This window comes from Erwinia mallotivora, from assembly GCF_000590885.1.
GTDB classification, from domain to species: Bacteria; Pseudomonadota; Gammaproteobacteria; order Enterobacterales; family Enterobacteriaceae; genus Erwinia; species Erwinia mallotivora.
The window spans coordinates 24,524-50,612 of record NZ_JFHN01000049.1 but is presented as its reverse complement, the minus strand read 5'-3'; the positions used below and the strand labels follow the sequence as shown (position 1 = coordinate 50,612).

Annotated in this window: 27 protein-coding genes and 2 pseudogenes; 7 read left to right on the top strand and 22 right to left on the bottom strand. The window is 54.7% G+C overall.

What is annotated here, in order from left to right; genetic code table 11:
- Positions 1 to 97: 97 nt before the first annotated feature.
- The 4 genes and pseudogenes from BG55_RS11330 to BG55_RS22280 form a co-directional block, all read right to left on the bottom strand.
- Positions 98 to 667: pseudogene (locus tag BG55_RS11330) on the bottom strand (LEM-3-like GIY-YIG domain-containing protein); the annotation flags it as partial.
- Between the two features lie 91 nt (positions 668 to 758).
- Entirely contained in the window at positions 759 to 1,247 is a 489-nt protein-coding gene (locus BG55_RS11325) for a hypothetical protein (protein ID WP_034937651.1), read from the bottom strand.
- A gap of 90 nt (positions 1,248 to 1,337) precedes the next feature.
- Complete coding sequence (locus tag BG55_RS11320) at positions 1,338 to 2,249, bottom strand: integrase domain-containing protein (RefSeq protein WP_034937650.1); 912 nt, start codon at positions 2,247 to 2,249, stop codon at positions 1,338 to 1,340.
- A 982-nt stretch (positions 2,250 to 3,231) separates the two neighbouring features.
- On the bottom strand, positions 3,232 to 4,404 hold the full coding sequence (locus BG55_RS22280; protein WP_235192752.1) for a hypothetical protein: 1,173 nt from the start codon (positions 4,402 to 4,404) through the stop codon (positions 3,232 to 3,234).
- 244 nt (positions 4,405 to 4,648) lie between these two features.
- On the opposite strand from BG55_RS22280, the gene BG55_RS11310 reads away from it, so the two are divergent.
- Positions 4,649 to 4,939: a hypothetical protein gene (locus BG55_RS11310; RefSeq protein ID WP_034937648.1), complete on the top strand. Its 291-nt coding sequence runs from the start codon at positions 4,649 to 4,651 to the stop codon at positions 4,937 to 4,939.
- 45 nt (positions 4,940 to 4,984) lie between these two features.
- Here BG55_RS11310 and BG55_RS11305 read toward each other — a convergent pair whose 3' ends face one another.
- From BG55_RS11305 to BG55_RS11280, 6 genes and pseudogenes are all read right to left on the bottom strand, one after another.
- Positions 4,985 to 6,508: a conjugal transfer protein TraG N-terminal domain-containing protein gene (locus BG55_RS11305; protein ID WP_034937646.1), complete on the bottom strand. Its 1,524-nt coding sequence runs from the start codon at positions 6,506 to 6,508 to the stop codon at positions 4,985 to 4,987.
- 10 nt (positions 6,509 to 6,518) lie between these two features.
- Positions 6,519 to 6,854: a hypothetical protein gene (locus tag BG55_RS11300; RefSeq protein WP_235192751.1), complete on the bottom strand. Its 336-nt coding sequence runs from the start codon at positions 6,852 to 6,854 to the stop codon at positions 6,519 to 6,521.
- 1 nt (position 6,855) lies between these two features.
- Entirely contained in the window at positions 6,856 to 8,274 is a 1,419-nt protein-coding gene (locus BG55_RS11295; protein ID WP_052018797.1) for an integrating conjugative element protein, read from the bottom strand.
- Between the two features lie 12 nt (positions 8,275 to 8,286).
- Positions 8,287 to 9,258, bottom strand: a complete 972-nt coding sequence (locus tag BG55_RS11290; protein WP_034937644.1) for a TIGR03756 family integrating conjugative element protein — start codon at positions 9,256 to 9,258, stop codon at positions 8,287 to 8,289.
- Positions 9,255 to 9,659 carry a TIGR03757 family integrating conjugative element protein gene (locus BG55_RS11285; protein WP_034937642.1) on the bottom strand — a complete coding sequence of 135 codons (405 nt, stop codon included), beginning with the start codon at positions 9,657 to 9,659 and terminating at the stop codon, positions 9,255 to 9,257. The genes BG55_RS11290 and BG55_RS11285 overlap by 4 nt, the downstream gene beginning before the upstream one ends.
- 170 nt (positions 9,660 to 9,829) lie before the next feature.
- Positions 9,830 to 12,211: pseudogene (locus tag BG55_RS11280) on the bottom strand (ATP-binding protein).
- 125 nt (positions 12,212 to 12,336) lie between these two features.
- On the opposite strand from BG55_RS11280, the gene BG55_RS11275 reads away from it, so the two are divergent.
- From BG55_RS11275 to BG55_RS11265, 3 genes are all read left to right on the top strand, one after another.
- Positions 12,337 to 12,570 carry a PerC family transcriptional regulator gene (locus tag BG55_RS11275; protein ID WP_034937641.1) on the top strand — a complete coding sequence of 78 codons (234 nt, stop codon included), beginning with the start codon at positions 12,337 to 12,339 and terminating at the stop codon, positions 12,568 to 12,570.
- 117 nt (positions 12,571 to 12,687) lie between these two features.
- The gene (locus BG55_RS11270; protein ID WP_034937639.1) at positions 12,688 to 13,143 is read left to right on the top strand and encodes an Hcp family type VI secretion system effector; all 456 of its coding nucleotides are present in this window, start codon (positions 12,688 to 12,690) and stop codon (positions 13,141 to 13,143) included.
- Between the two features lie 17 nt (positions 13,144 to 13,160).
- The gene (locus BG55_RS11265) at positions 13,161 to 13,979 is read left to right on the top strand and encodes a DUF4225 domain-containing protein (protein WP_034937636.1); all 819 of its coding nucleotides are present in this window, start codon (positions 13,161 to 13,163) and stop codon (positions 13,977 to 13,979) included.
- Here the strand turns inward: BG55_RS11265 and BG55_RS11260 are convergent.
- The 12 genes from BG55_RS11260 to BG55_RS11205 all read right to left on the bottom strand — a co-directional run bounded on the left by BG55_RS11260 (position 13,973) and on the right by BG55_RS11205 (position 22,750).
- Complete coding sequence (locus BG55_RS11260; protein ID WP_034937634.1) at positions 13,973 to 14,290, bottom strand: hypothetical protein; 318 nt, start codon at positions 14,288 to 14,290, stop codon at positions 13,973 to 13,975. The genes BG55_RS11265 and BG55_RS11260 overlap by 7 nt on opposite strands.
- Positions 14,291 to 14,475: 185 nt before the next feature.
- Positions 14,476 to 14,880: a hypothetical protein gene (locus BG55_RS11255; RefSeq protein WP_034937632.1), complete on the bottom strand. Its 405-nt coding sequence runs from the start codon at positions 14,878 to 14,880 to the stop codon at positions 14,476 to 14,478.
- On the bottom strand, positions 14,877 to 17,702 hold the full coding sequence (locus tag BG55_RS11250; RefSeq protein ID WP_034937630.1) for a conjugative transfer ATPase: 2,826 nt from the start codon (positions 17,700 to 17,702) through the stop codon (positions 14,877 to 14,879). Before BG55_RS11250 ends, BG55_RS11255 begins: the two co-directional genes overlap by 4 nt.
- Complete coding sequence (locus BG55_RS11245) at positions 17,702 to 18,106, bottom strand: TIGR03751 family conjugal transfer lipoprotein (RefSeq protein ID WP_034937628.1); 405 nt, start codon at positions 18,104 to 18,106, stop codon at positions 17,702 to 17,704. Before BG55_RS11245 ends, BG55_RS11250 begins: the two co-directional genes overlap by 1 nt.
- Positions 18,093 to 18,353 (bottom strand): DUF7446 family protein, encoded by a 261-nt coding sequence (locus tag BG55_RS11240; RefSeq protein WP_084276286.1) that lies wholly within the window; start codon positions 18,351 to 18,353, stop codon positions 18,093 to 18,095. The genes BG55_RS11245 and BG55_RS11240 overlap by 14 nt, the downstream gene beginning before the upstream one ends.
- 11 nt (positions 18,354 to 18,364) lie before the next feature.
- Positions 18,365 to 19,897: a TIGR03752 family integrating conjugative element protein gene (locus BG55_RS11235; RefSeq protein WP_152542750.1), complete on the bottom strand. Its 1,533-nt coding sequence runs from the start codon at positions 19,895 to 19,897 to the stop codon at positions 18,365 to 18,367.
- Positions 19,894 to 20,772 (bottom strand): TIGR03749 family integrating conjugative element protein, encoded by an 879-nt coding sequence (locus BG55_RS11230; RefSeq protein WP_034937623.1) that lies wholly within the window; start codon positions 20,770 to 20,772, stop codon positions 19,894 to 19,896. The genes BG55_RS11235 and BG55_RS11230 overlap by 4 nt, the downstream gene beginning before the upstream one ends.
- An 8-nt stretch (positions 20,773 to 20,780) precedes the next feature.
- Positions 20,781 to 21,440, bottom strand: a complete 660-nt coding sequence (locus BG55_RS11225; protein ID WP_034937621.1) for a PFL_4703 family integrating conjugative element protein — start codon at positions 21,438 to 21,440, stop codon at positions 20,781 to 20,783.
- Positions 21,437 to 21,811 (bottom strand): TIGR03750 family conjugal transfer protein, encoded by a 375-nt coding sequence (locus BG55_RS11220; protein WP_034937620.1) that lies wholly within the window; start codon positions 21,809 to 21,811, stop codon positions 21,437 to 21,439. Before BG55_RS11220 ends, BG55_RS11225 begins: the two co-directional genes overlap by 4 nt.
- 9 nt (positions 21,812 to 21,820) lie before the next feature.
- Positions 21,821 to 22,129 carry a TIGR03745 family integrating conjugative element membrane protein gene (locus BG55_RS11215; RefSeq protein WP_420889619.1) on the bottom strand — a complete coding sequence of 103 codons (309 nt, stop codon included), beginning with the start codon at positions 22,127 to 22,129 and terminating at the stop codon, positions 21,821 to 21,823.
- A 70-nt stretch (positions 22,130 to 22,199) separates the two neighbouring features.
- Positions 22,200 to 22,445 carry a TIGR03758 family integrating conjugative element protein gene (locus tag BG55_RS11210; RefSeq protein ID WP_034937613.1) on the bottom strand — a complete coding sequence of 82 codons (246 nt, stop codon included), beginning with the start codon at positions 22,443 to 22,445 and terminating at the stop codon, positions 22,200 to 22,202.
- Positions 22,436 to 22,750, bottom strand: coding sequence for an integrative conjugative element protein, RAQPRD family (locus BG55_RS11205; protein ID WP_034937611.1), 315 nt, complete (start codon positions 22,748 to 22,750; stop codon positions 22,436 to 22,438). The genes BG55_RS11210 and BG55_RS11205 overlap by 10 nt, the downstream gene beginning before the upstream one ends.
- A 309-nt stretch (positions 22,751 to 23,059) precedes the next feature.
- Between BG55_RS11205 and BG55_RS11200 the strand changes: the two genes are divergently transcribed.
- Genes BG55_RS11200 through BG55_RS11190 form a run of 3 tightly spaced genes read left to right on the top strand, consistent with a single transcriptional unit; the run spans position 23,060 to position 26,000 of the window.
- Entirely contained in the window at positions 23,060 to 23,398 is a 339-nt protein-coding gene (locus tag BG55_RS11200; protein WP_034937608.1) for a hypothetical protein, read from the top strand.
- Between the two features lie 48 nt (positions 23,399 to 23,446).
- The gene (locus tag BG55_RS11195) at positions 23,447 to 24,697 is read left to right on the top strand and encodes a hypothetical protein (protein ID WP_034937606.1); all 1,251 of its coding nucleotides are present in this window, start codon (positions 23,447 to 23,449) and stop codon (positions 24,695 to 24,697) included.
- Complete coding sequence (locus BG55_RS11190; protein WP_034937604.1) at positions 24,690 to 26,000, top strand: ISL3 family transposase; 1,311 nt, start codon at positions 24,690 to 24,692, stop codon at positions 25,998 to 26,000. The genes BG55_RS11195 and BG55_RS11190 overlap by 8 nt, the downstream gene beginning before the upstream one ends.
- Positions 26,001 to 26,089: the final 89 nt, after the last annotated feature.

The following is a 26,089-nucleotide window of genomic DNA, read 5'->3' as shown; positions in this document are numbered from 1 at the left end:
CTCGTGTTTTGTATAAGGATTCGACACCCATATCAAAACCGGTAACTCTCAACCTTTCAAGGCTATATGTCAGATCAAGTCGCGACTAATACAAATTAAGCCATTCATCAGCTACATATACCCCCCTCACGATCCCCTTCACCGTGGCCAGTATGACTTCAGCCTTACGGGCACGCTCGACACTGACACGCCAGCTAAAACGTACGGCATCATAGAGATCAACATCACCTGAGCTTCTGTTGACAGAGATAATCAGGACTTTATGTTGGAACACAACGGTTTCAGGTTGGTATGTTGCTATCAATTCTTTGATATGCGCAGCACCAAATTCATTGCTGCCAGCACCATTCATGATGTTAGTTAAACCGGGATAGGCGTCAATAAGTGCGGCTTCAACCTCGTAAGCAGTCTTTTCATCAGCCATACCGTGTCTGTGGATAATATGGATAACCTCAAGGCCCGCCAATCTTATTTCCCGAAGCTGCCTGAGTTTGTTACTGAGTAGCTCATCATCGGCTGCGGCGACCTCACCGCGCATGTGAGCAAATACACGATTACCTTTCCCTTTTCCCACATAGAAGGTGCTTCCATCCCTTGGATCAATTAATCGGTATACATACCAGCCAAGATGTTCAATAACTCCCGGTGGAAACTCATCGATATCCATGTCATCACTCCTGTCACTTGATTCATCTGAGATAAGTTAAACTTAGATATGCCGATTAACAACTCAAAGTGCCCATCAATCAGAAATTTATCTAAACAGAAAACTCAGCAATATTGACCACCTTCCCTTTGAGTACCTTATGGAAGACTCGCCTGCAATCCACTGGAATATTCCCCCAGTAAATAAGCGATATTTCTAACGACTCATAACTTGAAGATTTTGATATCAACTTTCTGTTTTCACTTCTGAGTGTGATATGAACTTTTGAAAGCTCAACCACCTTCTGTTCGAACGCTTCAAAACCATCCTTTAAAAATCCTTCACTGACCCATTTTGTCAGAGAACTTTGGAACCTAAGGTAATGCTCTCTTTCAAATATGCCAGGCCGATATCCATTTTTAAGCGCTTCCTCTAATGCCCGTTGAGAAACATAACCTGAAAAGCAAGTATGACGTGTCAGAAGATCAGGATAGGCATGTGTCAGAATAGTCCTGACCCGCCTTGCTGTTGCAGGCGTGTGTTGATGAACATACAACATCACTTTATAAACATCCTGCAAACTCTCTCGATCCTTATTCATTAAATACCCCATCAATACTTATAGAATTAAAATTATTGTAATCATAATAAGAACAGACTCGATACCACCGGGAATAAAAAATTTTAAACACTACTCATCGTTACGATAATAGACCTGCCTGATGTAACGTCCACGTCCATCTCCATGCCCAAGATCCATAGAGATCATCGCCATTACCTCTTTTTCATTATATCCCTGACTCTTATGGTAGTCAGATAATTCGCGGGCAAAATTATAGCGCATACTGTGAGGCGCTTTTTCTCCCGTCAGCCCTGCCTTCCTGACGAAATAACGATAACGATTGATCGCCTGGTGAATGCCGGGTTTATCGATAAATCGCCCATTTCGCTCTTTAGCCTCTTTTTCAGCGTAAAGGATTGCACGACGCGCCTCATCACGGTTAATAATCGTGGTGTCTCTTGGTCGCCCCCCTTTGGTCCCAAAAACAACCCGAATTGATTTATCGCCATTATCCACCGCTCGTTTCCAGGTGGATAATGATTTACAGGCTTCAATGGCTTCCTTTGTGCGCAAACCGAATGCATAGGCAAGCCACATTGTTGCCGCGATGCCACGGTCCTGTTTTTCAATTTCATTAAATGCTTTTGAAAACTCATCCTGTGTAAGAGCCGTTTTTGTTCCGTCCCGGTTTACGCCTGAGATACCCAACGCTTTATTGCTGAGCCGTTCGTTTTCCGGATCGGCCAGACGATGTTTTCCGGCCGCGCTGAAAATGCTGCGTAATACCGACATTTCATTCTGAAGAGTGCGATGGCTCAGATTAAGGCTTTTACGATAATCAATATAACTCTCAACGTAGCGAACTTTAAGTGCATCCACGCTGCGAAGTTTTATACCTGAATTTTTCAGGTGTTCCAGAAAATATCGACCTATACGCTGCCGGTCTGCAATGGTGGCATAACCGCCAGCTCCTTTTCTGGCGAAAGAGATAAACTCTTTCCTGAATCCCTCAATTTTTGAACGCGTATTTTTGTGCTTCATAAGCCCTCGTATCCTCATTAATGCAAAGTCTTTCTGCCGCGAACCACTGGTAAGCGGTCCCCGGCAGAAAGACTGGCTGATATGACCAGTACGTTGGTCAGACGTCCATGCGTGTCGGTTAGTTTGCCATCATGGCCGTCAGGTACTGTGTAGCATGGCGAGGCTGAGTTGAGTTGTTGCAGGAGCCCGTTTAGCACTCTGTGCGACGGTTTGTTGCTCCCCGTTCGTCTGATTAAGACGAACGCCTCAGTACCTGAACGATTTTCTCCTTATTTCATGTAGTTAAGACTTGAAAAAGTCATTAGTTAATTTTTGCGTTTTGCGGACGTCCGTGAAAACGGACGCAAAACAGAGACGTATTAAACGAGGCGATTTGGTGATTCCCGTGAAACCATCCTTAAAATCGCGTTTGAAGGCACGTATTACGTGGTGTTGACGTATGCCGCTTTGCGGCGTCACTTGGTACTCGTTTCACTCGAACGCAAGTGACGCCGCGCTCCTCTGCTCACAATGCCGTCGTGGAAGATGCCCAAATGTTCCAAATGGTCATAACCACGTCGCAAAGTTTGCATCGAATGCAGTCGTCAGGATTCGGGACGAAACGAAGAAAACAGACCTGACCGGTCCGTAAAGAAGCGCTGCGAAGGCAGGCTGATAGTTGAGTAAAATCCTTTATCGCGCTTAACACGATCCCCATTCTCAAAGGCTGACGGGTTTACCGCCCGAAGGCGTCGTCTCTCAGGTTATGACAACTTTGGCGTGTGATTACCCGAAGGCGTTCCTCTCAAATCACCGGAACATTGGCATGTTGCGTATTGCAACGGTACATCGGGGGAGATAGTAGATCGGACGGCGATCCTTTTTCAAGAAGGATTTGAATTTTCAGCCAATGAGATGAAATATCAGGGGTTCAGTAACGTTAATTAGGATATTACCTCAATAGCAATATCCCTGAGAAGGCAGAATTTTTCTTGCGAAAAATTTATATTTTTACGGTGGACGATTCACGCATTTTATACATCAGCGTGGCGACTTTTCCGCCCAGGAAAACGGAGAAAAGAATAAACCAAAGCCAACGAAAATTGCTACTTCTGGCTGATTCACTAAGTTCATTACCCTCCTTATTCAGAATCTTTTTATTCCTTAATAGTGATGAAAAAACACATTCGCTTGCTATTGCAACTGCTCCCAGTGCGGCATGAATGTATTTATTTTCGATAATCGCACCGCAGTACTGGATCGGTGTCTCCTGGCATAATCTTGATGAAGGTGCTAATCGAGTTACACCCTGTCCTAACTGCTTCTCAGGACACGTCTGCATGTTATATTCATTTAACTCTTCACGTATTTTCTCAGCCTGAGAATCAGACATATCATGGGCTTTATATAAACCAATCACAGTATCAGGTGTGAATTGCATAAAAACAGATGGGAGCTGATAAGTATAATCGTTAAGCTTCCCCTGAATATCAGATGCCCACTGACAGGAAAGTGCATTCTTAACAACACCGCTTCTACACTGTTCATCATAGTATTCTACCTGTTTTAATAAATAGGCACTTGATGAATTGATATCCCTGCTGGTTTCCTGATGAGCAGACTGGATTGAACTAACTTCTTTATCATGCACCCAGAATATCCCGTTTGCTGCGGCAGTGAGTATAAGAAAAATATCAAACACCGTTCTGAAAAACTCACCTGCACGAAAAGCTGCCTGAATCAGTATAAGAACAGCCCAACCTGTAAGTATTCCAGCGATAACCAGGCAGCTCATGCCTGCCGGACTGCCCACCTCTCCAGCTCCGCCAATATTATAATAATAAGGAAGCCATCTGATGGCTGGAAAATATCCTGACATCGCAAGCAGGCCGGGCAATATCAAAATAATGGCACAAATAATCACCCCGGTTATTTTCCGTAAAACATATGCAGCGGTGAGAAGGAGAAGGATAATAACAACCATGCTGATGATTATCACTGGCAACATAATCCCGACTTGTTCGTCAGGTGAAAATACCATTGTCGCGAAAGCGCTCACACCATTGTTTTCGTATCGTATTGTTGAGGCTAATCCTGTGCCATCGAGCGTCTGGAGTATGCTGTAAGCCGCGCTGTAACAGAAAAGAAAGTAAGGGGTAAGAAATTTTATAAGCACATTATTTCCTTGTTCATTAAACAAAAAATAAAAAACTTAAGTTTTAGTAAACATTCCTGCAAGCATTATTTTTCTCGTTTTCGTACACATACGAAGCAATCTGTTCGCCTTTATCCCGAACCTCACCTTCCCAAAAGTGTACAAAAAGTTGCCAATACCTCCGGTTTCCAGTAACCTGGATACATAAGAAAACCATCAGTAATATCTGGTGGATGTGCTTACCCATCACTTCACAGGTAACGATATGAGCGGAAACGGCTTTGACCCAAAAGATGTGGCGGAGATTTGCTCCCGGAAAAAAAGTAAATTAAGGATGAAGAAGGCTGATTTCAAAGAGTTGGGACGTAATGTTTTACTGGGTTCTCTTGATATTGCTACAAGTGGCTTTGTGGCCACAGGTTTAATAGCATCGTCATTTAAAACTAAGAAAAGTGCTAAGAATTCAACGAACAAATGTAATGGCTGGAACCACGGTGCAGAAGGCTGGGGAAATTATGTAAATGGAGAGAAATTGCATTATCAGGAAGATGAATAGAGCTGAACAGTTTGAACCCGTTCAGCCTTCTTTTACTACTCTTAACTACCCTTTTGTTACCTGATTAATAGCTGCTGCTTGTGCTTTTTTGCCAGCCTCTTCTCCAGCTTGTTTTGATTGAATCGAGCCTTTCTCCATTGCTGACGACACCGCAGCACCGAGCTGCACACCGGCCCAACTTAACATCCCCATCCAGAACGCAGGAAAAACCACATACATCATCCCCAGCACCAGGTTCATAATCCAGCCGTCATTGGTTGAGCTGACAAAATCAGCCAGTGGGACAGCGCTGCCTGTCAGTCCCTGCGCCGACATATTGTCATACAGAATGTTGATCAGCCGGTCATCCAGCCAGCCCGCCAGTTCCCACCAGAAGGTGATGAACTGAAGGGCAAACAACGCAAACGAAATGGTCACAATGGTTTTCGGCTCATACGCGCTGAACATCATCAGCACCGGTATGACGGTGATGATCATCATCTGTAACAACGCCTGTATCATCGGCAGCGCCTGCTTGAGCGCATCAAACCCCGGCAGCGCCTCAGCCTGCTTCAGCCCCAGACCGATGGTTGACGTCAGACGCGTCAGGTTACCCGCCACGCCGGTGGTGTTATCGGCACTGCCCACCGCATAGGTTGTACCGCCACCGGATAATCCGGCATTGCGCGGGCTGACCAGCCACTGCAACGCCACGGACTCCCACTGCGTCCCCGGAAACTGCCGCTGCATCTCTTTACGGGTGTCCTCGCTGAAGCTGGCCAGCACCCGCTGGCGCAGCCCGGATGCGCCGTCCGACCACCAGGTTTTGCAGGTGGGATAGCCGCCCTGCCCCGTGTCCGGATACCCGCTGTCACGCGCGCTGTCATACGGCCACTGGCTGCGCGGTGTCATCGCCGTGTAGTAATCGTAATAGCCGGACGTGTTGAGAAAATAGTCGCTGCCAATCCAGCCCACCGAGTTAATGGTCGCGTCGCTCAGCTGGCTGTTGCTGTTCTTCAGCCGGAAGTAAGCCCGCGAGTAGCACTGGTCGGCAAAGTCCTGCACCTCCTGAAGCAGCACCGGGTCACGCAGCTTTGTGTTCTGCACGTCAAAGCGCATCTGGCGCAACTGCGTGCCGCAGGGGATGGACGCAATCATTGCCTGAGTGGTCCCTTTTGACATCATGTGCAGAAGGTACCACCACACCGGCACCTGTGCCGTGCGGCCGTCAAAATCATTCACCAGCCCCTTATAGCCGGAGTTCTGCGGCGTGGGTACGCTGACGCCGCACTGTTTCGCCCGCGAGCTGTCAAATTTAATGGTGCTGATATCCACCGGCAGCAGCGGGATGCAGCAGAACAGCATCACCAGGAAGGAGACGTAAATAGCGTGCTCGATGCGCGGTAGCGCCAGCATACCCTTGTTACCCTCATCCGCGCCCTCTTCCCGCACCTTCAGCCAGACGCCCAGCACCTTAAACACCAGCGGCAGTGCAAACAGGCCGGTGCTGCTGAGAATGCTCCACATCGCATTGTTCATCACCCAGCCGAAGAGGACGAGAAAATATTCCAGAAAACTGTTCGCCGTCATGTCCGTCTCCTCACGCCGCGCCGGACCAGGCCACGTACTCCGTGGCCAGAATAAACAGCACCGCCAGCGCTTCGGTGCGCGGCAGGCGTAAACGGACCTGCGGCCAGCGGCGTATCACCCGTGGCCGTACCCACCAGAACCATACTGTTGCAAGACCGGTAAGGAGGGTCAGCCGCCAGGCGAACAGCCACCAACGGCTGTCATGCAGCCACTCGCGCGTCAGGTGCCCGTCCGGGTCATACGCCATAAACACCGACGCCACGGCGAACATCCCCGCCGTCAGCAGCATCATGGATAAGATAAGGAGTGCCACGCGGGCGGCTCGGCCTTTCAGTTTCATTGTCATATCAGTTCGCTCCCGAGGATGACGGCTGGCCCATCTGGCTGAAGCCCTGGTCCTGACTGCCGGTTTTCTGCTGCATCTGGTTGTCCTGGTTGCGTGCGCCCTGACGCGCAAGCGTGGTCAGCAGGCTGTTGCTGCTGATGGACTTACGCAGCTCCATCTCGTTACGCAGCGCGTTCAGCTCGCGGTCAAGCGCGTCCACGCGGCGGTCACCCTCGGCGATCGCCTCCGGCTGTTCGGCGGCGTTCGGCTCGGACTCGCCGGTGGTCAGCATCCGGCGCATGGTCAGCGCGGTTTCCACCGTATCGGACATCGCCAGCTCGCCGGCCAGTCGCTGGACCAGTGCCGCCTTGTCCGGGTCATCGCGCAGCGACTGGATGACGCCACGGGTCACCACCAGACTGCCGGTCTTCAGCCCGGCCAGGTTATCGGTGGTAGGCTGAAGCTGGCCGTTGACCAGCTTAGCAAGCTGTTCCAGGTTGGTTTTTGTCGCGTCCTCCAGTACCGGAGAAAAACCAGTGCCGGCCACCGCGCTGCCCGGCTGGTTATCGGTGCCACCGCTGGTACATTCGCTGGTTTCCCGGCAGGTGCGTATCGAGCGGTCGCCCAGCACCTTCACCACCGCCGCAGCGGCGTCGTCTGAGGTTTTCCAGCGCTGGCAGACGGTGCCATTGCAGCTGTCGGTGCCCACGCTGCTGCCGCTGGTGACCGGCAGGCTGTTCATCATGTTAAAGCCGGCTTTTGCCAGGTCGCGGCTCGGCTGGATGGCCTGTTGCCCCTTGCCGCCGCGCTTCTGGCCGCCCACCCAGGTGACCCCCTCCTCACCGGTGGCTTTGTTCAGCTTCTGGTCGCCGGAGACGGCGTCCCCGTCGCTGGACGCCACGATATCTTTGTACTCTTCGGCCACCGCCGCCTGCTGCCACTTGCTGCCCATCGTGTAGTCGGCCAGCTTTTTCGACATGTTCTGGCAGTTGAGCTGCGCCTTATCAAAGTTCAGGCCCGCCTGAAGCACCCCATTGGTCAGCATTTCATACAGGCCCGGGTTGGCCCGCTGTATGGCCATTGCCGGCATGCTCATTACCGCGCCGGTCGCGCCCTGAATGACGTTACCCATCAGGTCCTTAAAACCGCTGGTGACGCCGTTAAGCTGATTGCCAACGGTGGTCTTCAGGTCAAAGTTGCCGCACATCAAATCGGAACTCCAGCCGCCGTTCAGGCCCAGGCGGGACATGTTGCTGCGGCTGGCCGGCGGGGAGATAACTGAGCCGCCGCCGATGGAGTAGAACAGGCCGTCATTAACTGCGCCGCTCACCGCCGCACCGGAAGACGAAAGCGACGTGTCCAGGGCGATGGCCGGAAGGGAGAGCAGGATAAGCAGCGCGAAAGGTGCCGGGTAAAGACGCCGTAAAGGGTGCCGTGTCATCAGAAAATATCCTCAGGAGAAGTCGGTGCTGTAAAGGAAGGTCTGGCCGCGTCGTTTGCAGCAGCTGTAAGGCTGCCAGAGCGCCCAGGCATAATTGCCGTCTTCGGCGTTCTCTCCGCCGACGTCCGGGAAGACCGCACAGCTTTGAGAAAGCTGTGGTGACAGGCGCTGCCACTTGTGGTTTTGCGTGCCGGTGTTTTCCTGCACCGGCTCCGGGGGCCAGTAGCCCGCCGACCGCTGACCGGTCAGCGGCGTGTAAACATGAAGCTGGCCCTGACGGGTGATGATGTCGGCAACCCGCTGTACCACCACGGCGGCGGATTTGTAGCCGTCGGTCTGGGTGACAAAGCCGCTGCGGGGATAGACGTTGCCCCACATGTTGCCGGCGGTCGTGCTGCCCACCTCCCGACTGCCGGGCACCAGTGCCTCCGGATAGAGCGCTTCCGGAACGCCGGTGCGCCAGGTCAGCGCATCGAGGCCGCTGGCAAAATACGGCATAAAAGGCGTGGCCGCGCTGCTGCACGAGTAGCCGGGTACCATGCCGCCAATCAGTTTTGTCGCCGGGTGACCATATGCATCACCGTAGTAAAAATGCAGGTTCTGCTTACGTGTGCCGGGCATCTTCATCTCCTGCCGCCCACCGCCGGTTTCCACACCCGCAGCCCCGCCCACAAGCGCACTTTCCGCGCCGTCTGCCGTGCTGCTGACCACCGACATCTCCGTCCACGGATTGGCCCCCGGACTCAGATAGGCGGATACCACCGCTTCGGGGATAAAATGTGTCACCTTTACCGAGGTTCTGACCGTGCAGCCCACCGGCGTGCAGAACAGCCAGTAGCAGATGCCGCTGATGCGCCAGCTGATGCAGTCCGGGCTGACTGCGCTGGAGAGCAGCCCGGCAGTATTGACGCTGGCGAGTGAACCGGTGCAGGCAAACAGCGCGGCCAGCGTCAGCCGGCGGGAACGGCTGAGTGACCGGCTCATGGCTGTCTCTCCCGCCAGCCCGTCAGCTGTCTCGTGGCCACGGCGATATCGGTGGTGCCGTACACCACCCATTTATCGTCAAAGACCACCGCCGGGTATTTTTCCAGCCCCAGTGACCAGGCGTGCACCACGCCGGCATACGCGTCGGCCAGCGCCTGCTGATTTTTCGTAAAGTCGGGGGAGGCCACCACCGCCCTCGCCTGCCGTTCAGCCTGCCCCGGGTCGGCGGGAAGCGGACCAAACAGCTCTGACTGAAGGAGGTCTGGCGCATCGAGAAGGGTGACCGTCACGTCCGCAGGCAGGTCAGCCGCCACGGGGTGGGCACCGTCGGTGTAAATCACCTTGCCGGCGCTGACGCCGGTGGAGAAAAGTAATGCTGCAAGGCATGGGAATAACCGCATAGTGAAACGCTCCCTGAGTGAGAATTATGCTCAGGGTGCGCTCAGGTGGTGACGGGTTCAGCAATTAACTCTGAGCCGGAAACGGAAGATTAATCCGTGAGCGCCCTCTGGTTGACAGAACCGGAAAAATGCACCCTCCGGATGGTTGACAGAACGGCGTTTTTGCACCGTCACGCCCCGCTGTCGTTATCCTGCCGCCATTGCAGGTAGTCTTCCACATCCAGAAAACCGGCCGCCGCCGCGTTACGCTTCAGGCTCCAGCGGGTTTCACCCTCGCGGGCCTGCGGCTTCCAGCGTTCGGGAAGCTGCTCAGCTTCTGCAACCGGACGGTACGGACCCGCCTGCTGCCAGGTCCGCCGCGCCCACGCATCCAGCTCTTCATCCACCGTAGTCGTGCTCTGAATCAGGTACCAGACCACATAATCCGTCAGCAGCTCAGCTGTCGCCCCGGGGAGTAGCGTGAGATACCGTGCACGCTGTTCCTCAGCCATTTTTTCCATCTCATCATCATCGGGCGGCGGACCGGCCTCTTCGCGTTCCTCAATCTCTGAATCCATGTCAGAGATATACTTCTCCCACTCCTGCTCGTGGATTTGCCGCTGTTCCGCGTGCTCCGCCTGCTTGCTCAGCGACTTCTCAACCCCTTCTTTCACCACCCGGTCCCACTCCGGTTCAGCAGGTGCATACGTATCTGACTCAGCAAGCTGTGCGTTGAGAAATTCCAGGCGAAGGGTATCTTCAGGCTCGTCCGTGGCACGGACAGCATCCGCCACACCGTCATCACCGATCACCCCCGGCAGGCCTTTTTTCTCCCGTCCGGTGCTGGTACGCTCGATCAGATAGCGCTCCCGCCAGGCAGTGCCGGTCGCACGCTTTCCTTCGGCTTCCAGACTGGTGGTGTACTTCATCAGCCAGACATGGATATAGCGCTGACGATCGTGAGCATGGTGCGTGCTGATATCGTGAAAACGCTGATAAAAAGCCTCGTCATGACCACAGTCCATGCTGTCGCCCTGATGGGCCACCTCATGTTCAGTCAGGCTGAACAGCCGACTGGCGGTAAGCAGCGGGTCCGTTTTCAGGCGACGGACAATATCAATATTGTAGGCAATATAGGTTTCGCCGTCGGTCCAGGCATCAGACGTGGTGGACTCACCCAGCAGCACCTGATAGCGGGTACCCCCACGCGTATAAGCCTGCCAGGACTTTGTTGCCCCGCTACACAGCGCGGCATAATGACTCAGGCACCAGCGTAACGCCGTCCAGGCCCGTCGGGTTTCCTTATCCAGCTGTTTTTCACTGACCACACGCGTCCGGTCAATGAAGTTTGCACTCAGCGTATCAAAATCAATGAGGACGGCATCAGACTGCCAGCCACTGCCCCAGCGCTCAGGCGCTGAAAGCCCCTCCCGATATGCCATAATGTTGCTGCGGATACGTGCAAGGCAGGCCATAAACTCGTCTTCATGATAACAACCAAAGCGGGTCAGGGTGACGGGATGCAGCACCGGTGCAATGCCGGCACGCGCAATCAGCTCACCACGGGGGACCTCCCAGCCATAACGCACGAGGGTAAAACCCCGTTTATTATCATCCGGTGCCACACAGCGGCAGCGGCGTAACAGGTGCTCCAGCGTAACGTGCTGCCTCCCCGGTAGCAGGGTGATCACCTCCTCACCGTTGAACAACGTCTGAAGATCGCCCTCTCCGGCCAGCAGCATGCGAGCTGATTTCTCACGACGTGACTCCGTTTTACGGTGGCTGCCCTGCGTATCCGCAAACGCGCCGGCCATCTCAGCAAACCGGGCCGCGATGGACTTCCAGACCGGACAGCTTTTGCGCAGGATTTCGGTGCGCGAAACGTTCAGCGCAAGCGGCTTTTTACTGACGATGAGCCCGCCAACGCCCCACTGGTGGCCAGGGTCGTGGCGGACCAGCACGCCCTGATTGTAAATGGCCACGGCTCCCTCCTCGCGCAGGCGGTACCACGCCTCATCGTCTTCCGCGTCCTATTTTTCCAGCGCCGGCTGACGGGTGATCACCGCCCCGTTCAGGCTGACGATGACCGGCGTATAGCGAACCAGGTCACGAATTTCCCGAAGGCAGGAGAGACGCTCCTGACTGTTCAGCGGCTCGTACCATTCACCGGTCACGGAACAGCCCGCCACTGCGGTCGTCAGCTCATCCAGATCGTAGTGGTAACCCATCTCACGGGTGTCCACCGACATCTGCCAGAGATTTGAACGCCACAAGGTGCGGGCATGGGCCATAATCTGGCCACGACCCAGCCGGAAGCGGCCATAGGTGGCATCCCCTTCCTGATGTGGCGTGCCAAACCGGCCAAAATAACGTTTCACATCCTCATGGGAGGCAAAGCCCCGGCCATCATCACGGCAGGCAAAGCCTTCAGCGGTGATGTCAACGTTCACCTGTTTCGCGCCGGCATCGACGCTGTTCATGATGAGTTCGATAACCGCCTTCCCGATGGAACCGGCCTGGCTGTAAATGATGTGATGAATGATTTGAGGATCAAGTTCAAAAGGACAGCGCATAAAAAGACTCCGTTATGAAGGTTCCGGCGCTATTTTCAGGATATGTGTCAACGGTTAAATAAAGAACTCTGACCGAAGATGTGAAAGAATCCTCGCAACAGTGAGAATGACCGTGGTGGCATGTGATGGAATTGAGAGATACGCTGGCAGAATGCCTGGAAAAAAAAGGCCAGTGGCGACGTGCTGCACGTCGCTGGCTGGCCGTCATGGATAAAACAACAGATGACGGTAACCGTGAAGCTATTGCGCTAAGACGGGCGCACTGTATTGATATGGCGGCAAATGTGCCACCGGATGGCAGACGCGCTGAACACCGCCGATGCGGTCAAACGCAAAGCCGCGTTAACAGGGAATATTGATAAAAAGTCATCTGCCTGCGAATAATATCTGCCACGAAGGCCCTGTGGCGTTTGCTGCAATTTTACACGCGGTGATGGTATATTAGCGAAATTAACCATTTAGCAGCGGACTGAGTCGTGAATAATCTTTTTCTGAAGGTCGAAAACGTCAACGGTGAATCTAAGGATGCCGCCCACGCCGGCTGGACCGATATTCTCTCCCACCACTGGGGAGTCAAACGCGCTGAGGCGGGCAACAAAAGCGCTAATCACCTAAACCTCACCGTCCAGGCTGCCGTGGACAAATCCACACCTGCCATTTTTCTGAATGCATCAAATGGTAATAAACTGAGAAAGGTTGAGCTGTCCGCCTGTAAGGCAGGCGGGACGGCGATAGAATATTACCGTATTACGCTGGAGAACGTCTTCGTTGCCGGCGTCATTCTCAATGACAGCGGCGACGTGTCATCGGTGGAATATGAGTTTCAGGCCGATACGGTGAAAATGCAGTACTGGGAGCAGAGCGCGACGGGCGGCAAAGGTGCCGAAACCCGCGCCGGCTGGGACGTGAAAAACAATACCTCATCATTTTGAAATAAGGAGAGAACGCTATGGATTCGGCATTACTGTCAATGATGCAGTCGGGCGGCAGGAACAGAGCCTGGGCTGAAACAATGGTCAATATGGAAGCCCGCAAGCTGGTCAATCTTGCCAGCCAGCTCTCAGCCTTCCATTTGTCTGACGGCCTGACCCGGATAAAGTTTTGCCAGGAAATTAAGGATGTTGTTGAGCAGCAGTTCGCGCTGGCCCGCAAGGCCAAATCAGACGAGGAGTGCATCGCCTGCATTTCCGCACTGCGTGCCGAGCAGGAAAACCTTTATGAACAGAGCCGGTTGCTGCGAATGAAGGCAGCAAAGCTTTACGCGAAGGTGGAATTTGTCAGAGAAAACAACAAAATTGTGGGTTACGTGATTTCTGCTGTGAATATTGTTATCTCCGGCGCAGCCATGTTTGGCGGAATGATCATGATGTCAACCATGACACCAATTGGTGTTCTTGCCGGAGCGATACTTTTTGTTGATGGTGTAAACGGAATAACTAAAGAAGCCGCACATCTTCATTACGGTCAGCAATTTAAGACGGAGGGAATCGTTGCCGATGCAAGCATGAGTGCTGCCAGTTATATGGGCTTTAAACCTGAGTCGGGTCTGGCATTTTACAATGCTGTTACCCTTGGTGCCAGCGTTTACAGCATATTCGGCATTGCGAAAAAAGCGGGCGCATGGCGATTATTCAGATGGCTTCCACGAGATTACTATCGCAAAGTAGATACTATGAGCAGACCTAAATTAACGATGAAAATTGTCCAATATGGGGTAAAGGCTAAGGTTGTATTTGACCTGATTACGACAGACCACAACGATCAATAATCTTTGTTTCTTCTTCTATATCGCCATGACTTCCAGGCGAGCATCGGCGGTTGTACGAATACGGCAACCGCTATGCCGCAAGTCAGCCCTATTGAACCTGAGAACAGACTTTGCTCAGAGCCAAAAAAGAGAAGTAAAACAAAAACAGCCAGGCAACAGCCGACAACGCATGCTGCTATGATGAAACGATTTGCCAGATCCTGAATCGCCTCACCCAGCGTTCCACCATAGCTTTCCGTGTTATTCCTTATCTTCCTGATATCTGCGGCGCTGAAGCCAGCGTGCAGTAACGCCTCTTCACTGATTTTCATCGTCTCTCATCCTTAATGCATCACCTGCGAAGGTATACCAGAAATTCGCAGGCACATCACGATAAAAAGCCACACATGAGTGTGGCAAAAAGGTCATCCTGTCGCGGGCTCTGTGCCGCCCGCACCCGCAACCTGCGGCTTACGCAGCCAGCAAACTGCGCTGCCTGCATAACCCACAGGCCCGTTTAACTGCACACCACGCCGCATGCCACCCGGTCAATCTCCTTCAGCACCCACAGCATATCGGTGGCATCGGGTACGCATATATTCCAGCGAATGCCGGTCCTGAACTCGCCTTCTCCCGGCCACAACGTATTGCCGGTAACGGTGATGAGAATATCCAGCGTTCTGTTCCTGGCATCGTTCAGATGCACCGCCAGACAGCTGCGACGCCCCACCCGGTGTGGGTACGCCGACAGCAGCACCGGCTTGTCCAGCCGCCTGAGAATTTCATCCTGAAGCTGTGCCAGCGCCACGCTGTCAGACTGGCCGATGGACGCCAGCCCCTGCGGCGGAACGGTAAAGATGACGGTGGCAATCAGCGCCCTGTCAGGGACGACCGATGGCGGTTCCATGATCAGTTTTCTCATTCTGTCCCCTGTTCAGTATGCAGGCCACGACTCTCATCCAGTCGGCGTGCAACGTGGAAAGCCGCCTCCAGCTCGCTACAGTGCATCTGGTTCATGATTTCCCGCCGTTCGGCTTTTTCCTCTTTCTCTGTCATCCCCAGCGCCAGATAGAGACTGGGCGGCACGGCGCGAAAGAGCGACTGCACCTTACGCGAGAGGATCACCCCTTCAGTATATTTCCTCGGGAGTTTGGTGGCCGACAGCAGCATGGTTTTCTGCTCATCGGTCAGCGTTTTGAAACGGGCAATCTGCTCCACCTCATCCGGCGGCATCACCAGACAAATCCACCACTCCGCCATGTTCAGCATTTTTTTCGCCGTGTCGGGAAAGTCAGCCAAGTTCTGCGTAAACAGCCACAGCCACGCGCCAAGCTTCCTCCACATTTTCACAATTTTGGTGGCATACGGACCCAGCAGCGGATTGGCGGTGACGATGTGCGCCTCGTCGATGGGCACGAGGGTATCGCGGTCGCTGTACTGCTCGCGTTCTGCGATATTATTGATGGTGTTCAGCAGGGAAATCACCGCCACCGCCATCTGTGCCTCGTAGCCTTCGCGGGCCAGCGTGCCGAGATCAACGATGGTCACGTCCGCTTCCGGCCACGGCGTGCCGGGACGGTTGAAAAGCTCCCCCTCAAACCCTTCGGTAAACATGCGCAGGGCTTCCGACATCTCTTCCGCACGCGCCCGCCGGGCGGCGGTCCGTTTCTCACGACCGTCCTCCCCGATGCTGACGTCACGGGCAATATTCTGCAATGCAAACATCAGATCTTCCGGCAGCATCTGCCGGTTTTCCTCATGCACCTTACGGGCGGCAATCATAATCGCCTCGCGGATCATGCCCCGGTCTGCGCGGGTCATCCTCCCCTCCTCCGCTGCTTCACCGCCGGTTATCATCAGGCGGGCCGCAATCTCCATTTCGCCCAGTACGTCACGCTCCTCATCCTTATCGTCTTCATCGCCCCCGTCCTCATCAATATCCGGCAGGTCCTCCTCACTGACCATCAGCGCATCCGGTCTGACCCGCATCAGCAGGTGCGAGTCGGCAAACGGTGCAAGAGAGATAACCTTACCCGGCTTGATGCTCACCCGGTGGACCGTCAGCCCCAGCGTGGCACAGTAGTCGCCAAACAGCCCGAAGCTGTTACCGGCTTCCAGCAGGAAAATGCGCGGCCGGTAGATAGCCATCATCTGCGCCAGCTCACACAACGCCGTGGCTGATTTACCGGCCCCGGTTGGACCAAACAGCACCTTATGGGCGTTCTGAGTGCGGTCGTTCTTGTTGAGAGGGTCCACGGAGAGCGGCCCGCCCCCGCGATTGAAAAAGGTGAATCCCGGATTGCCCGTACCGGTATCGCGCCCGTAAACCGGTACCAGGCAGGCAAAATGCTGCACGAACATCAGGCGGGTGTACCAGTTATGCCTGTCCTTCTCCGGGTTGAAACACATCGGCAGCGCACGAAGGTAGCTGCTGAGCGGGCCGACGTCGTGCTCAGGATTGACCGGCTCCAGCCCGCAGTTCAGCAGTTTACTGCTGAGATCCAGATAGCGCCTGTCCAGCGTCGGCAGGTCACGCGCTTTAATCAGCAGGGTCAGCGACGCTCTGTAAAGCTTGTGCTTGTTGCCGAGGTAGGTGCGGGCCGTGGCCGCATCCTCACGCGCACGCAGCGAGTCCACGTTTTCGCCCATCGAATCCCGGCTCAGGCGGGCAAAGTTTTCCTCTAATTTGTCCTGCGGCTGGATAATCAGCGTCATGGTCAGCACCGTGCCCTCCGGGAGCAGGCCCATGATGGCATTAATGTTATCACCGCGCCGGACCTCACCGGTCAGATGCCCGGTGGACGGGGCATTGCGCAGGCGGGCCACCGGAACCGCCCTGTGCGCCACCTCATCAAACCACCATACCCCTTTTTCCGCATCGCTGCGGGGCCGGGTAAACCACAGACTTTCGCTGAAATCATTAAGCAGCGGCAGCTCGCCGGGTGCATCGTCGCTGTGCCGGGCGCAGCGGTACAGGGTGGCTTTATCCACCCACGTCGGCGAGGGATTAAACCAGCGCAGCAGCCAGCTGTGGATCTGTTCACCGTTCTGCCGCTCGCTACGGATACCGGCCCCGCTCATCGCCGAGGTCAGCCGATCGCAGACCTGCTTCAGCAGCACCTCCGGGGCCATCGGATCGCGGTATGGCGTCTCCACCCAGCGGTAAATCACCATCCTGGTGCGACGGATTTGTCCGCGCCACGGGGCACCGGTGACGGCATCATCCAGAAACAGCCCCTGCTCAACGGCGACGTTTTTCAGGTGACGCGCCTGCTCGTCCAGCCAGGCGCGAGTGAACGCAGTCCCCTGCGCACGGGGTTTAACGTAGCCGCGCACCCGGTCCATATACGCGGTAAGATCGGACTCATCCTGACAAAAAAACTGTACCACCCACTGGTGGGAATCCAGCTCCGGTAAGCTGTCCTGGAGTGCATTCTCCATCACGTCGCGGATCTCATCCAGCCTTGCGGCGGGACGCCCTTCGGTGCCGACCGGGGTGATTTCATACACCGCACCAACCGACACGCCGTCATCCAACAGAATGCACTGGTGTTCCGGCAGATACTCGCCCCAGGGGATGTGGTGGATTATCGAGGGGGCGGTGTCGTACAACCGCGCCTCATCGGCGCGGGTCACCCGGCCTTCACGGGTAAGTGGCTCATGGCCATTCACCGAAAACGGCCCGTCACCGTGCTGATGGGCATCCTGCGACCGCGACCGGCGGCGAAACAGTGAAAACGTCATCACAGATCCTCCGTGCGTTCACCGGGCAGCGCGTACTGCACCTGACTGTAAAAGGGGAACACGGTGCTGTAGCCGGGGACCGGGGTACTGCCCTCCGCCAGATGCGGAAAGACGTACATCACCATGTCCGGGTTAGGCAACCGGGGAAAGGTCTGCTGAATTTCATTTTCCTGCGTGCGGCTGTAGCTCTCGCGGGTCTGCTGCGAAATCACCCGCTCACCGTCAGAGACGGGCCTGCGCAGCGTGGCGCGGCTCTCGTTGGTGGTATGCGTCACCGACGCGCCGTCGTTCCACATATCCAGCATGCTGCTGTCGCCCGGCGGCAGCATTTCATCCTTGGAGGTACTGCATCCGGCCAGCGCCACCGCCAGCAGCAGCGTGGCCAGCAGTTTACAGTTGTTCATCCGGCACCTCCGCACCCTCAGCGCCACAGTAAAATGCGGAAATTCTGATACAGCGGCCATCCTGAAGCGGAAAGAGGATATCATTGCCCTCCCGCGACAGCTTGAGACCGACCGCCAGCATCGCCCAGTCGGTGACGTCATGCGGCTGGCCTTCCCATTTGCCGTTATCCTGCCTGACCAGACCGGCATAAAGGCGACCACTGAGCGGCGTGTAAGCGACGCGATATTCAAGGTTCTCGTTGTGCATTGCGGTCCTCATCAGTCCATGCCCGTGCCGTTGCCGGCCAGGCTGAAGTCGTATTTCACCTTGCGGCCCTTCTCTTCATAATCGATGGCCAGCTGGCGGGTAATGTGCAACGCCACCTTCTGGCCCGGCGGGACGTAAATGGCGTCGAAGGTCTGGCCGTATCGCGCCTTCACCCAGTCCACGGTTTCACGCATCCCCCCGGCAAAGGCCTTACCCAGCACCGCCTGGCCTGCGTCTCCGGTCAGGCTGGAGGTCACGCCACCGTAGCCGTTGGTCTGACTGGTGTTCTGATTCGCCGCCAGCGCATCGCCGGCTGACGTGGCAGCGGCCAGGCCGGCGATGGTGGGCAGATAAGTGGAGGCGTTACTTTTGCGCGTGCCGGAAATACAGGGAATACCGTTGTCATCAGACAGCCAGCCGATGCCGGCATTATTACTGCCGCTGTTACTGCTACCCTGTGCGCCCTGACTGCCCCCGTTGTTCTGCCCGTTGGGCGATGGCAGGGTACGGACCGTGCCGTCGGTGAAAACAAAGGTGATGCTGGTAATGGAGCCGCGTACGCAGGAGAGCGTCCAGTCGCCGGTAGCGGTGCCGGAGACGATAGCCCCCTGCACGTCGGGCAGCTCAATGCCGTTGGCGGTCAGGTTGTCTTTACCAATAATGACCTTGAACGGATAGGGATCGGTGACCTTGCCGTCGACTGGAATCCGCCCCAGCAGCGCGGTCATCGCCCGGCTGCCGACCAGGGTCGCGTTCTCCGGCAGGGTATAAACGGGGTCAGTATTCTTCTCCGCCTCATTCATGGTGTTCTGTACCGCCGTCGAGGTTTTAGCCGCCGTCTGCCGTGTTGCATCGGCTGCCTGGTCAAACGACGTCGCGAAGGCAAAGCCGGTGGCGTTGTTTTTATTACCGTCCGTCACCGGCTTTCCGCCGGAATCGGTGGCCACACCGTCCTTTGGCTCCACCCATTGCAGGCCGTCCGAAGACGGTGCCGATGCCGTGCCGCTCTGGCCGCCGTCATACCCCAACCCCACCGGGATATCACTGCCCGGCCCGCCGTTTTTCACGGAAGACGCCGTGTCACCCCCGGCGTTTTTTTGCTGCATCTGATCCATCAGCCGGCTGACCTGTGCGCCTAGATCCGCAACCTGCCCACTGAGTTGTGCTCGTTTCTGCGCCTCTTCATTGCGTGCGGTGCTGACCGCCTGGCTTATCTGAGTATCCACATTGCCGTTAGTGGTTTTCAGCGCTCTGTTCTCATCGCTGAGCTTTTTATTGTCACCTTCGAGGGTATTGAGACGGTCCTGGACGCGGCGAAAGTTGCCCACGATGGTGCGCAGGGTATCCTGCGGCGTGTCACCCTCAACGCCCAGCGTCCGCAGGTCTTCCGGCGTCAGGTCTTTCAGCGTGCCGGCAGAGGCTTTCTGCGTCTGGCCGGGCTGGTTTTCTTTGTCGGAACAGGACCGCACGGCCACCATCACCGTGCCTGCCAGCAGCACCGGCACGGCAATTTTTACAAACAGGTTGGAGGAGGGTTTCATTATTTTTTCTCCTTCCGGGCGCGTTCACCGGCGGGTCGGGTCACGGACGGTTCGGCGATAAATGCGCTCTCCGGTCGACCGGACGTGACAAGGTACAGTACGGAGGTGTCCTCCGGGGTACTGGCCCGCCCCAGCCAGCGGTGCTGAAAGGTGGCAGTGGTGAACTGACCTTCGATGACGCGTGGATCAAGGACGATTTTCCCGGCAGAGCGGTTGCGCACCTGGAGGGCCACCACGCTGCTGCCCTGAAGGCTCCAGGCGGCCATCGGCGTCACCGTCACCGGCTCGGACGGCATCACGGTGGTGAGGTTCGACGGCAGCTTCAGCGACACAGGGCTGATACCGGGCACAGCTTCGACGGTGCGCAGTGGTCCGTAAAGATTCTGTGCGGCATAGCGGGTCAGCACCACTGGCAACGGCGCGTTAAGCTTTGGCGTTTTGCGGCTGGCGGGCGGGCTGTCACTCTGTGCCGGCTGTCGGCCGGTGCTGTCGCCGTCACTGCTCACCGCCTGTTTGTCACTGGCGGAGGCGGTGGCCACCTCGCCGTCATAGACGATTTTCACCGGCTCCGGTGTGGTTTTCCCCGGCGTCGCCGAGACGTCCAGCAGAATGATTTCGCCGTTCTCCTTGTTTTGCAGCTCAATGCGGGTGACCGGAAATGCCGATTTCGCATTCAGATACACCACGCCGCCGGTGCTCTGAATACGCAGCAGGTCATTCAGCGAGGGCGGAAAGCCGACGCGCACGTTTTTATTCACGAAGACGATACGCTCCTGCCCGACGACGAGTGGGATCTGCAACGGAATGCGCTCCCACTTCATCAGCTCAACGGCCTGGGCCGCAACGGATGCCAGCAGCAGGGCTGGCGCTATCAGCATGCTCACTCTCACGGTTTTGCTCCTGACGTTTTCTCCGGCTCCGGCAGGGAGGCCGCTTCGAGCCGCTGCGGCGTGCTGTCATAGCAGTCCAGCGCCAGTCCGAACGGGTTGCGTTCCGGATCGCCCTCCCAGCGCACCACTTTAAGCGGGTAGCGGACCATCGCCCGCTTCACCAGTTCGCTGTGGACGTACTCATCGGCCACCAGATCCAGCCGGACCACCCAGTTGTCGTCATCAATGATTTTGACGCTGTTCGCGCCGTAGCCCCGGCGGGGTATCTCATAGACCACCCGCACGCGGTCGCGCAGCTCCCCGGTGTTTTTGCGCATCTCCGCGTCTTTGTTCAGAAAGTCCAGGCAGGCCGGCGTCAGGTACGGGTTCATCTGGGCAATTTTGGCCGTGTAGTCCACATCACCGTTATGCGGCCACGCATTCAGCTGCTGAAAAATATAAAATCCAAAGCTGTAAACGGTGGACGGCGGGATAACCCACCAGGCACGGGTACTTCCGGAGCGCAGATCGGGCGGGTTGTGAATGGTCAGCGTCGAGGGCGCACGCATCCAGCCCAGCGAGGTAATGAGCAGCCCCATAAACAGCAGCAGGCAGGCAATGCGCAGTGAAAAGATATGATTATCGCGGGCGGTCATGCCGTTGCGAAAGCGGCTCATGCCTCACCTCCCCGCGTCACTGCCCGGGTGCGTTTCATTTCCCAGGCGCGGCTGTCCAAAATCAGTGCGCGGGACAGCCCCACACGACAGCGCAACTCCTCCAGGCGCTGCCAGATGTAATTTTCCGGCTTGCCGCGCTTGTAGCTGGCTATCCAGCCGCCTCCCAGAAAAATGACCATAAGCGGCATCAGCAGCATGCAGGTTGGAAAAGCCAGCCAGCCGAGGAACGGCACCATCGCCAGCGGCATCGCCGGCGCAATACCGGCAACTATTCCAACGACAGCCGCAAGTAAAAATTCCCCGGCGGTGAACCCTTTAAAGACCACCGGCGGGTTATTCAGTCGGTCAGGAAGAAAATCGATGACGGCCATCGGCGCTCCTTAAAAAATATCCGCCGCTTTGTTAGCCAGATAGATAACGACCAGGATAAGGAGAATACCCACCACCAGATAAATCAAAAACTCCGTCCAGGCCGCCTTACCCTTGCGGATATCATGAAACGAGGTGATGACGGCATGGGCAACGGCCAGAAAAGCGCCCACGCTGACAATCAGGCCCAACGCGACGCCGCCCACTTTGATGTAGCCCATAATTATCGGGTAGGTCCCACCTCCGCCACCGGTAGTAGGCTGTTCAACCGGCGGCAGGTCGGCCAGTGCCCTACCGGCGAACAGAAATCCGGACAGCATAAGGCGTTTTGGGTACTGGCAGACAACGTGCCGGAGCCAGATAAAAAAGGGTTTCATAGCGGTATCCTTATCAGTGGAAAAAGAGGAAGAGGGTCAGAAGCCAGAGCACAATGAGGCGGATGAGCAGTTCATTAAACTGCCGGAACGTAACGGCCTTGGTGGGCAGGCCGCGATAGGCATGCACCAGCGCCCAGGCACTGAACAGCAAAATGATGACGGCCAGCGTGCCCAGGATCAGGGTGTTAAGCTGAGCGGGGGTCAGGCCGCTGCCGGTTCCCGCACTCCACCCGGACACCTGAGAATCATTCATCGCCATGCCGGTTCCTCAGCGCGGTAGCGCCCGGAGACGGCTGAAGGCGCAGCAGGCTGCGCCCGCGAGGGCTCCAGATAGGTGCCAATCCCCTGCCTCATCGCGGCGATATCATGCGTGGCCTGCTGGTAATCGAAATAAAAGCGGGCGTCCTGATTCTGGTTGGCCACCACGCGAGCGCGTTCGAGTCCCGCCTGAACCTGATCAAGCTGACGCATCACCAGCGCCAGCTCGTCTTTCTCTGATGCGTGGCACTGCATAACGGGCACCACGGCCATCAGCAGGGCAATTAGGGGTTTAATGTGAGGCATCTTGCGGCTCTCCCGGATAACTGGTAGTGGGGAGAGTGAAGCAAAGCGGCAGGGGTTACAGCAGGAAATTGTTTATGGGGGAATGAAGATAAATAAGGCTATGATGCGAAGGGTTGTCAGGTCATTTAAAGGTTAAATTTAAAATTTAATGAATCCGGGATTTAGCGAAACCTACACCAAATGTAATTTAGTATATAAATAGGATTTTAGTGTTGTCGGTATAAGCTAGATACCATATAATTAAAAACGTGGAAGACATCCACACTGACCACCTGATAGGCAGGAGGCAGTACAAAAGGAAAATGAGCCATGAAAAGCAACATTCAAGATTTGATCATTGGTCAGATCGCTGACGCAGAAAGCGAACAAGCTGCAAATCTCGCATTCGCAATTCGTGAAGCAATCGCAGAGTACAAAGATAACGGCGGAGATAACGAAAACAGCTTCTCTGTTGATGCCAAATATAACGACGGCGAATTCAATGCTCAGTGCTCTTTCTCGGAAGACATGTCAATGACGGTCATGTATTACGTGGGTACTGACAATGAAACAGTCCAATCCTTGTTTAACCTTCAAAATGAAAAAGAACTTTGCCGTATAGCAGGCTTGATGCTCAGTGAAGGCTGGGTATCTGGTTTTAACGGCTAATACTTTTAGTAAGCCCGACTCGTCGGGCTTTTTGTTGGAGAAAAACAGATGATCGCTACTCACTCCCCTAAGATGTTCAACGCTCGCATTAAGTCTCCTGCTATATCAGCAAAGATTGAAGGCCATGCTCCAGATAGCATGGTCAGTTCTCAAACAACCCACATGCGTAGAGAAACGTGGGCGGCTCCGGCAAACGCGGCTGATATGAAAAAATGGAGGGAAACGGTTGCAAAACTCTCCTGTGATTATGCTCTTGAGCTGTGCCTGCCTGATATTACAGATCCCCAACTAAAACAACTGTTGGTTCCCGTTGACTGGCGTAACGACCGATATGTCAGTGTCACGCCCGTTGCCAGCATGGGAGTTATACACGAGCTATATCATAGGATTTATGAGCAAAACCTCCCTCACCGAAAGTGGATCATTCAGCCGACACCTGCGGCAATAGCTAATCATGGTGAGGCTTTGCTTTTGCAAAGAGGGGTTGTCCGCATGTTGCGTCGAGGTCCTGCAAAAATAACCCAGGGTAGTTGGCGAGGTGATTTTGTACAGCTTACAGCTCACTGCGAAGGCATGAATATATCATCCGGCATGGTAGCAGTTGGATTCCCTGCTATAGCGGGCATCGGTGGGTTTATACATTCTCTTGAGCGTAAAATCGGTCAAGATATTGAATTCGCTTTTGGTATTAAGTCTGCTGATTGGGTGTCTGGAGTGCCAAAGATTAATGTTCATAGAACTTCCAATGGATCTTCACCTGGTCGTGTTAAAGGTGGCAAAGTTACCCCTGCACCAGGGTATTCCACAGAAGAAATTGTAGCAAACTGCGAGATTGTTTTGTTGCTAAAAACTAAGGCTGATCCTCTGGAGCTGCGGGATATTTTAGTAAACACTCACAGGCTAGCCGGTGGTCGCTTGTTCAATATTAACGTTTCTGTCATTACTGACGGCATCCCCCCTAATGCCAGCTATCTTATAGATGCATCATCCGATATAGAAAGAAAGCGTAAAAAAGAAGGCGTTGACAGTCTTCAGGCCGCGCTGGAAATGTACGCAATGGATGGAAGTTGGATTGATGGAGAATGGCATCAGCCCCGAAACGGATACACGCTTAATCAAACTGGCTACGCATTTCTGGAGCGGCCAGTGCAGCGGATGGCAACCAGGGGCAATTATCCGCACGCCTGGGCTGAATCTATATTCTCGTTGATCACACAGGGCAGTATGACAGAAAGTTGTTGGTGGTCGAAAAACAGCAACGAAGCCGGAATTTTCTGGAAAGGAAATTCTGTTGTCTAATATTCTCAATTGGCCTGATTACAAAGTGCTACAAGTGACCGAACTGGAGCACGATTATCAGGTGCACGCCGAAGTTTCCGAACAGCCCACATACTGCCCACACTGTAATTACTCCGAGATCATCGGATTTGGTCGGCGCGATGAAGTAATCATGGATACGCCAGTGCATGGAAAACGCAGAGGCATCATGCTTAATCGTCGCCGTTATCGTTGCCAGTCTTGCCGCAAGACGTTTTTGGAACCTGTGCCGCATAAGGACGACAAACGACAGATGACTGACCGCCTGATCCAGTACATCGAGCGTGAGAGCCTTCGGCGCACGTTCTCTGGCGTGGCCGAGGATGTAGGTGTTGACGAAAAAACCGTCCGCAACATCTTCGCCGACTACTGCGAACGACTTGAAAAAACGCTCAAATTCGAGATGCCGCAGTGGTTGGGCATTGATGAGATCCACATCATTAAACCCCGCTGCGTGATCACCAATATCGAGCAACAGACCATCGTCGATATCCTGGACAACCGCAGCAACACAACAGTCACCCGCTATTTGAGCATGCGTAAAGACCGCGATCAGGTACGATATGTAGCAATGGAGATGTGGGAACCATACCGTCAGGCAGTTGAAACCATGCTCCCTGAAGCAACGGTAGTCATCGATAAGTTCCACGTCGTCCGGATGGCAAACGAATCACTGGAACGCGCCAGGAAAGCTATCAGAAGCGCCCTCACGCCACAGCAGCGCCGTGGGCTGATGCGAGACCGTTTTGTGCTGCTCAAGCGCCGCCACGAGCTGACAGCTGCTGAATCCCTGCGCTTATACGGCTGGACATTGAACTATCCTGAAATTGGGCAAGCCTACGAGTTGAAAGAATCTTTTTTTGAAATTTGGAACTGCAAAAATCGGCATCAGGCGCAGGAAGCCTACTACGTCTGGTTACGTCGGATCACACCTGATATGAAGACCCATTTTGACCCGCTGATTAAGGCGATAAGTAATTGGCATGATGATATTTTCGCTTACTTCGACCACCCCATTACCAACGCCTACACAGAGTCGTTGAACAACCTGATCCGTGTGGTGAATCTTGTTGGCCGTGGCTACAGCTTTGAGGCGCTGCGAGCCAGGATCCTGTTTACCGAGGGCTTACAGAAGATTAAGAAGCCTCACTACCAGCTCCAACGGAAACCTGAGGACGCTATGGGCAAGATGCCAATCTATGCTATTGCGGAGACTGGCCCGGCAACCATTCACGGTGTGGACATTTCAATACTGGCGAAAGAGATTGAGGCAGGGCATTTATAGCCCTGTTTCACCCATAGTCTGGATACCCAAAATTTATAATGACAATCTCCATAAAGGGGACAGGTAAACACTAAAGATGAAAATAGAAT

Bases quoted from the DNA above. Each gene is read 5' to 3' on its own strand.
- BG55_RS11325 (WP_034937651.1), bottom strand. From the start codon at position 1,247: ATGAATAAGGATCGAGAGAGTTTGCAGGATGTTTATAAAGTGATGTTG.
- BG55_RS11320 (WP_034937650.1), bottom strand. From the start codon at position 2,249: ATGAAGCACAAAAATACGCGTTCAAAAATTGAGGGATTCAGGAAAGAG.
- BG55_RS11310 (WP_034937648.1), top strand. From the start codon at position 4,649: ATGAGCGGAAACGGCTTTGACCCAAAAGATGTGGCGGAGATTTGCTCC.
- BG55_RS11305 (WP_034937646.1), bottom strand. From the start codon at position 6,508: ATGACGGCGAACAGTTTTCTGGAATATTTTCTCGTCCTCTTCGGCTGG.
- BG55_RS11300 (WP_235192751.1), bottom strand. From the start codon at position 6,854: ATGACAATGAAACTGAAAGGCCGAGCCGCCCGCGTGGCACTCCTTATC.
- BG55_RS11295 (WP_052018797.1), bottom strand. From the start codon at position 8,274: ATGACACGGCACCCTTTACGGCGTCTTTACCCGGCACCTTTCGCGCTG.
- BG55_RS11290 (WP_034937644.1), bottom strand. From the start codon at position 9,258: ATGAGCCGGTCACTCAGCCGTTCCCGCCGGCTGACGCTGGCCGCGCTG.
- BG55_RS11285 (WP_034937642.1), bottom strand. From the start codon at position 9,659: ATGCGGTTATTCCCATGCCTTGCAGCATTACTTTTCTCCACCGGCGTC.
- BG55_RS11275 (WP_034937641.1), top strand. From the start codon at position 12,337: ATGGAATTGAGAGATACGCTGGCAGAATGCCTGGAAAAAAAAGGCCAG.
- BG55_RS11265 (WP_034937636.1), top strand. From the start codon at position 13,161: ATGGATTCGGCATTACTGTCAATGATGCAGTCGGGCGGCAGGAACAGA.
- BG55_RS11260 (WP_034937634.1), bottom strand. From the start codon at position 14,290: ATGAAAATCAGTGAAGAGGCGTTACTGCACGCTGGCTTCAGCGCCGCA.
- BG55_RS11255 (WP_034937632.1), bottom strand. From the start codon at position 14,880: ATGAGAAAACTGATCATGGAACCGCCATCGGTCGTCCCTGACAGGGCG.
- BG55_RS11250 (WP_034937630.1), bottom strand. From the start codon at position 17,702: ATGACGTTTTCACTGTTTCGCCGCCGGTCGCGGTCGCAGGATGCCCAT.
- BG55_RS11245 (WP_034937628.1), bottom strand. From the start codon at position 18,106: ATGAACAACTGTAAACTGCTGGCCACGCTGCTGCTGGCGGTGGCGCTG.
- BG55_RS11240 (WP_084276286.1), bottom strand. From the start codon at position 18,353: ATGCACAACGAGAACCTTGAATATCGCGTCGCTTACACGCCGCTCAGT.
- BG55_RS11230 (WP_034937623.1), bottom strand. From the start codon at position 20,772: ATGCTGATAGCGCCAGCCCTGCTGCTGGCATCCGTTGCGGCCCAGGCC.
- BG55_RS11225 (WP_034937621.1), bottom strand. From the start codon at position 21,440: ATGAGCCGCTTTCGCAACGGCATGACCGCCCGCGATAATCATATCTTT.
- BG55_RS11220 (WP_034937620.1), bottom strand. From the start codon at position 21,811: ATGGCCGTCATCGATTTTCTTCCTGACCGACTGAATAACCCGCCGGTG.
- BG55_RS11215 (WP_420889619.1), bottom strand. From the start codon at position 22,129: ATGCTGTCCGGATTTCTGTTCGCCGGTAGGGCACTGGCCGACCTGCCG.
- BG55_RS11210 (WP_034937613.1), bottom strand. From the start codon at position 22,445: ATGGCGATGAATGATTCTCAGGTGTCCGGGTGGAGTGCGGGAACCGGC.
- BG55_RS11205 (WP_034937611.1), bottom strand. From the start codon at position 22,750: ATGCCTCACATTAAACCCCTAATTGCCCTGCTGATGGCCGTGGTGCCC.
- BG55_RS11200 (WP_034937608.1), top strand. From the start codon at position 23,060: ATGAAAAGCAACATTCAAGATTTGATCATTGGTCAGATCGCTGACGCA.
- BG55_RS11195 (WP_034937606.1), top strand. From the start codon at position 23,447: ATGATCGCTACTCACTCCCCTAAGATGTTCAACGCTCGCATTAAGTCT.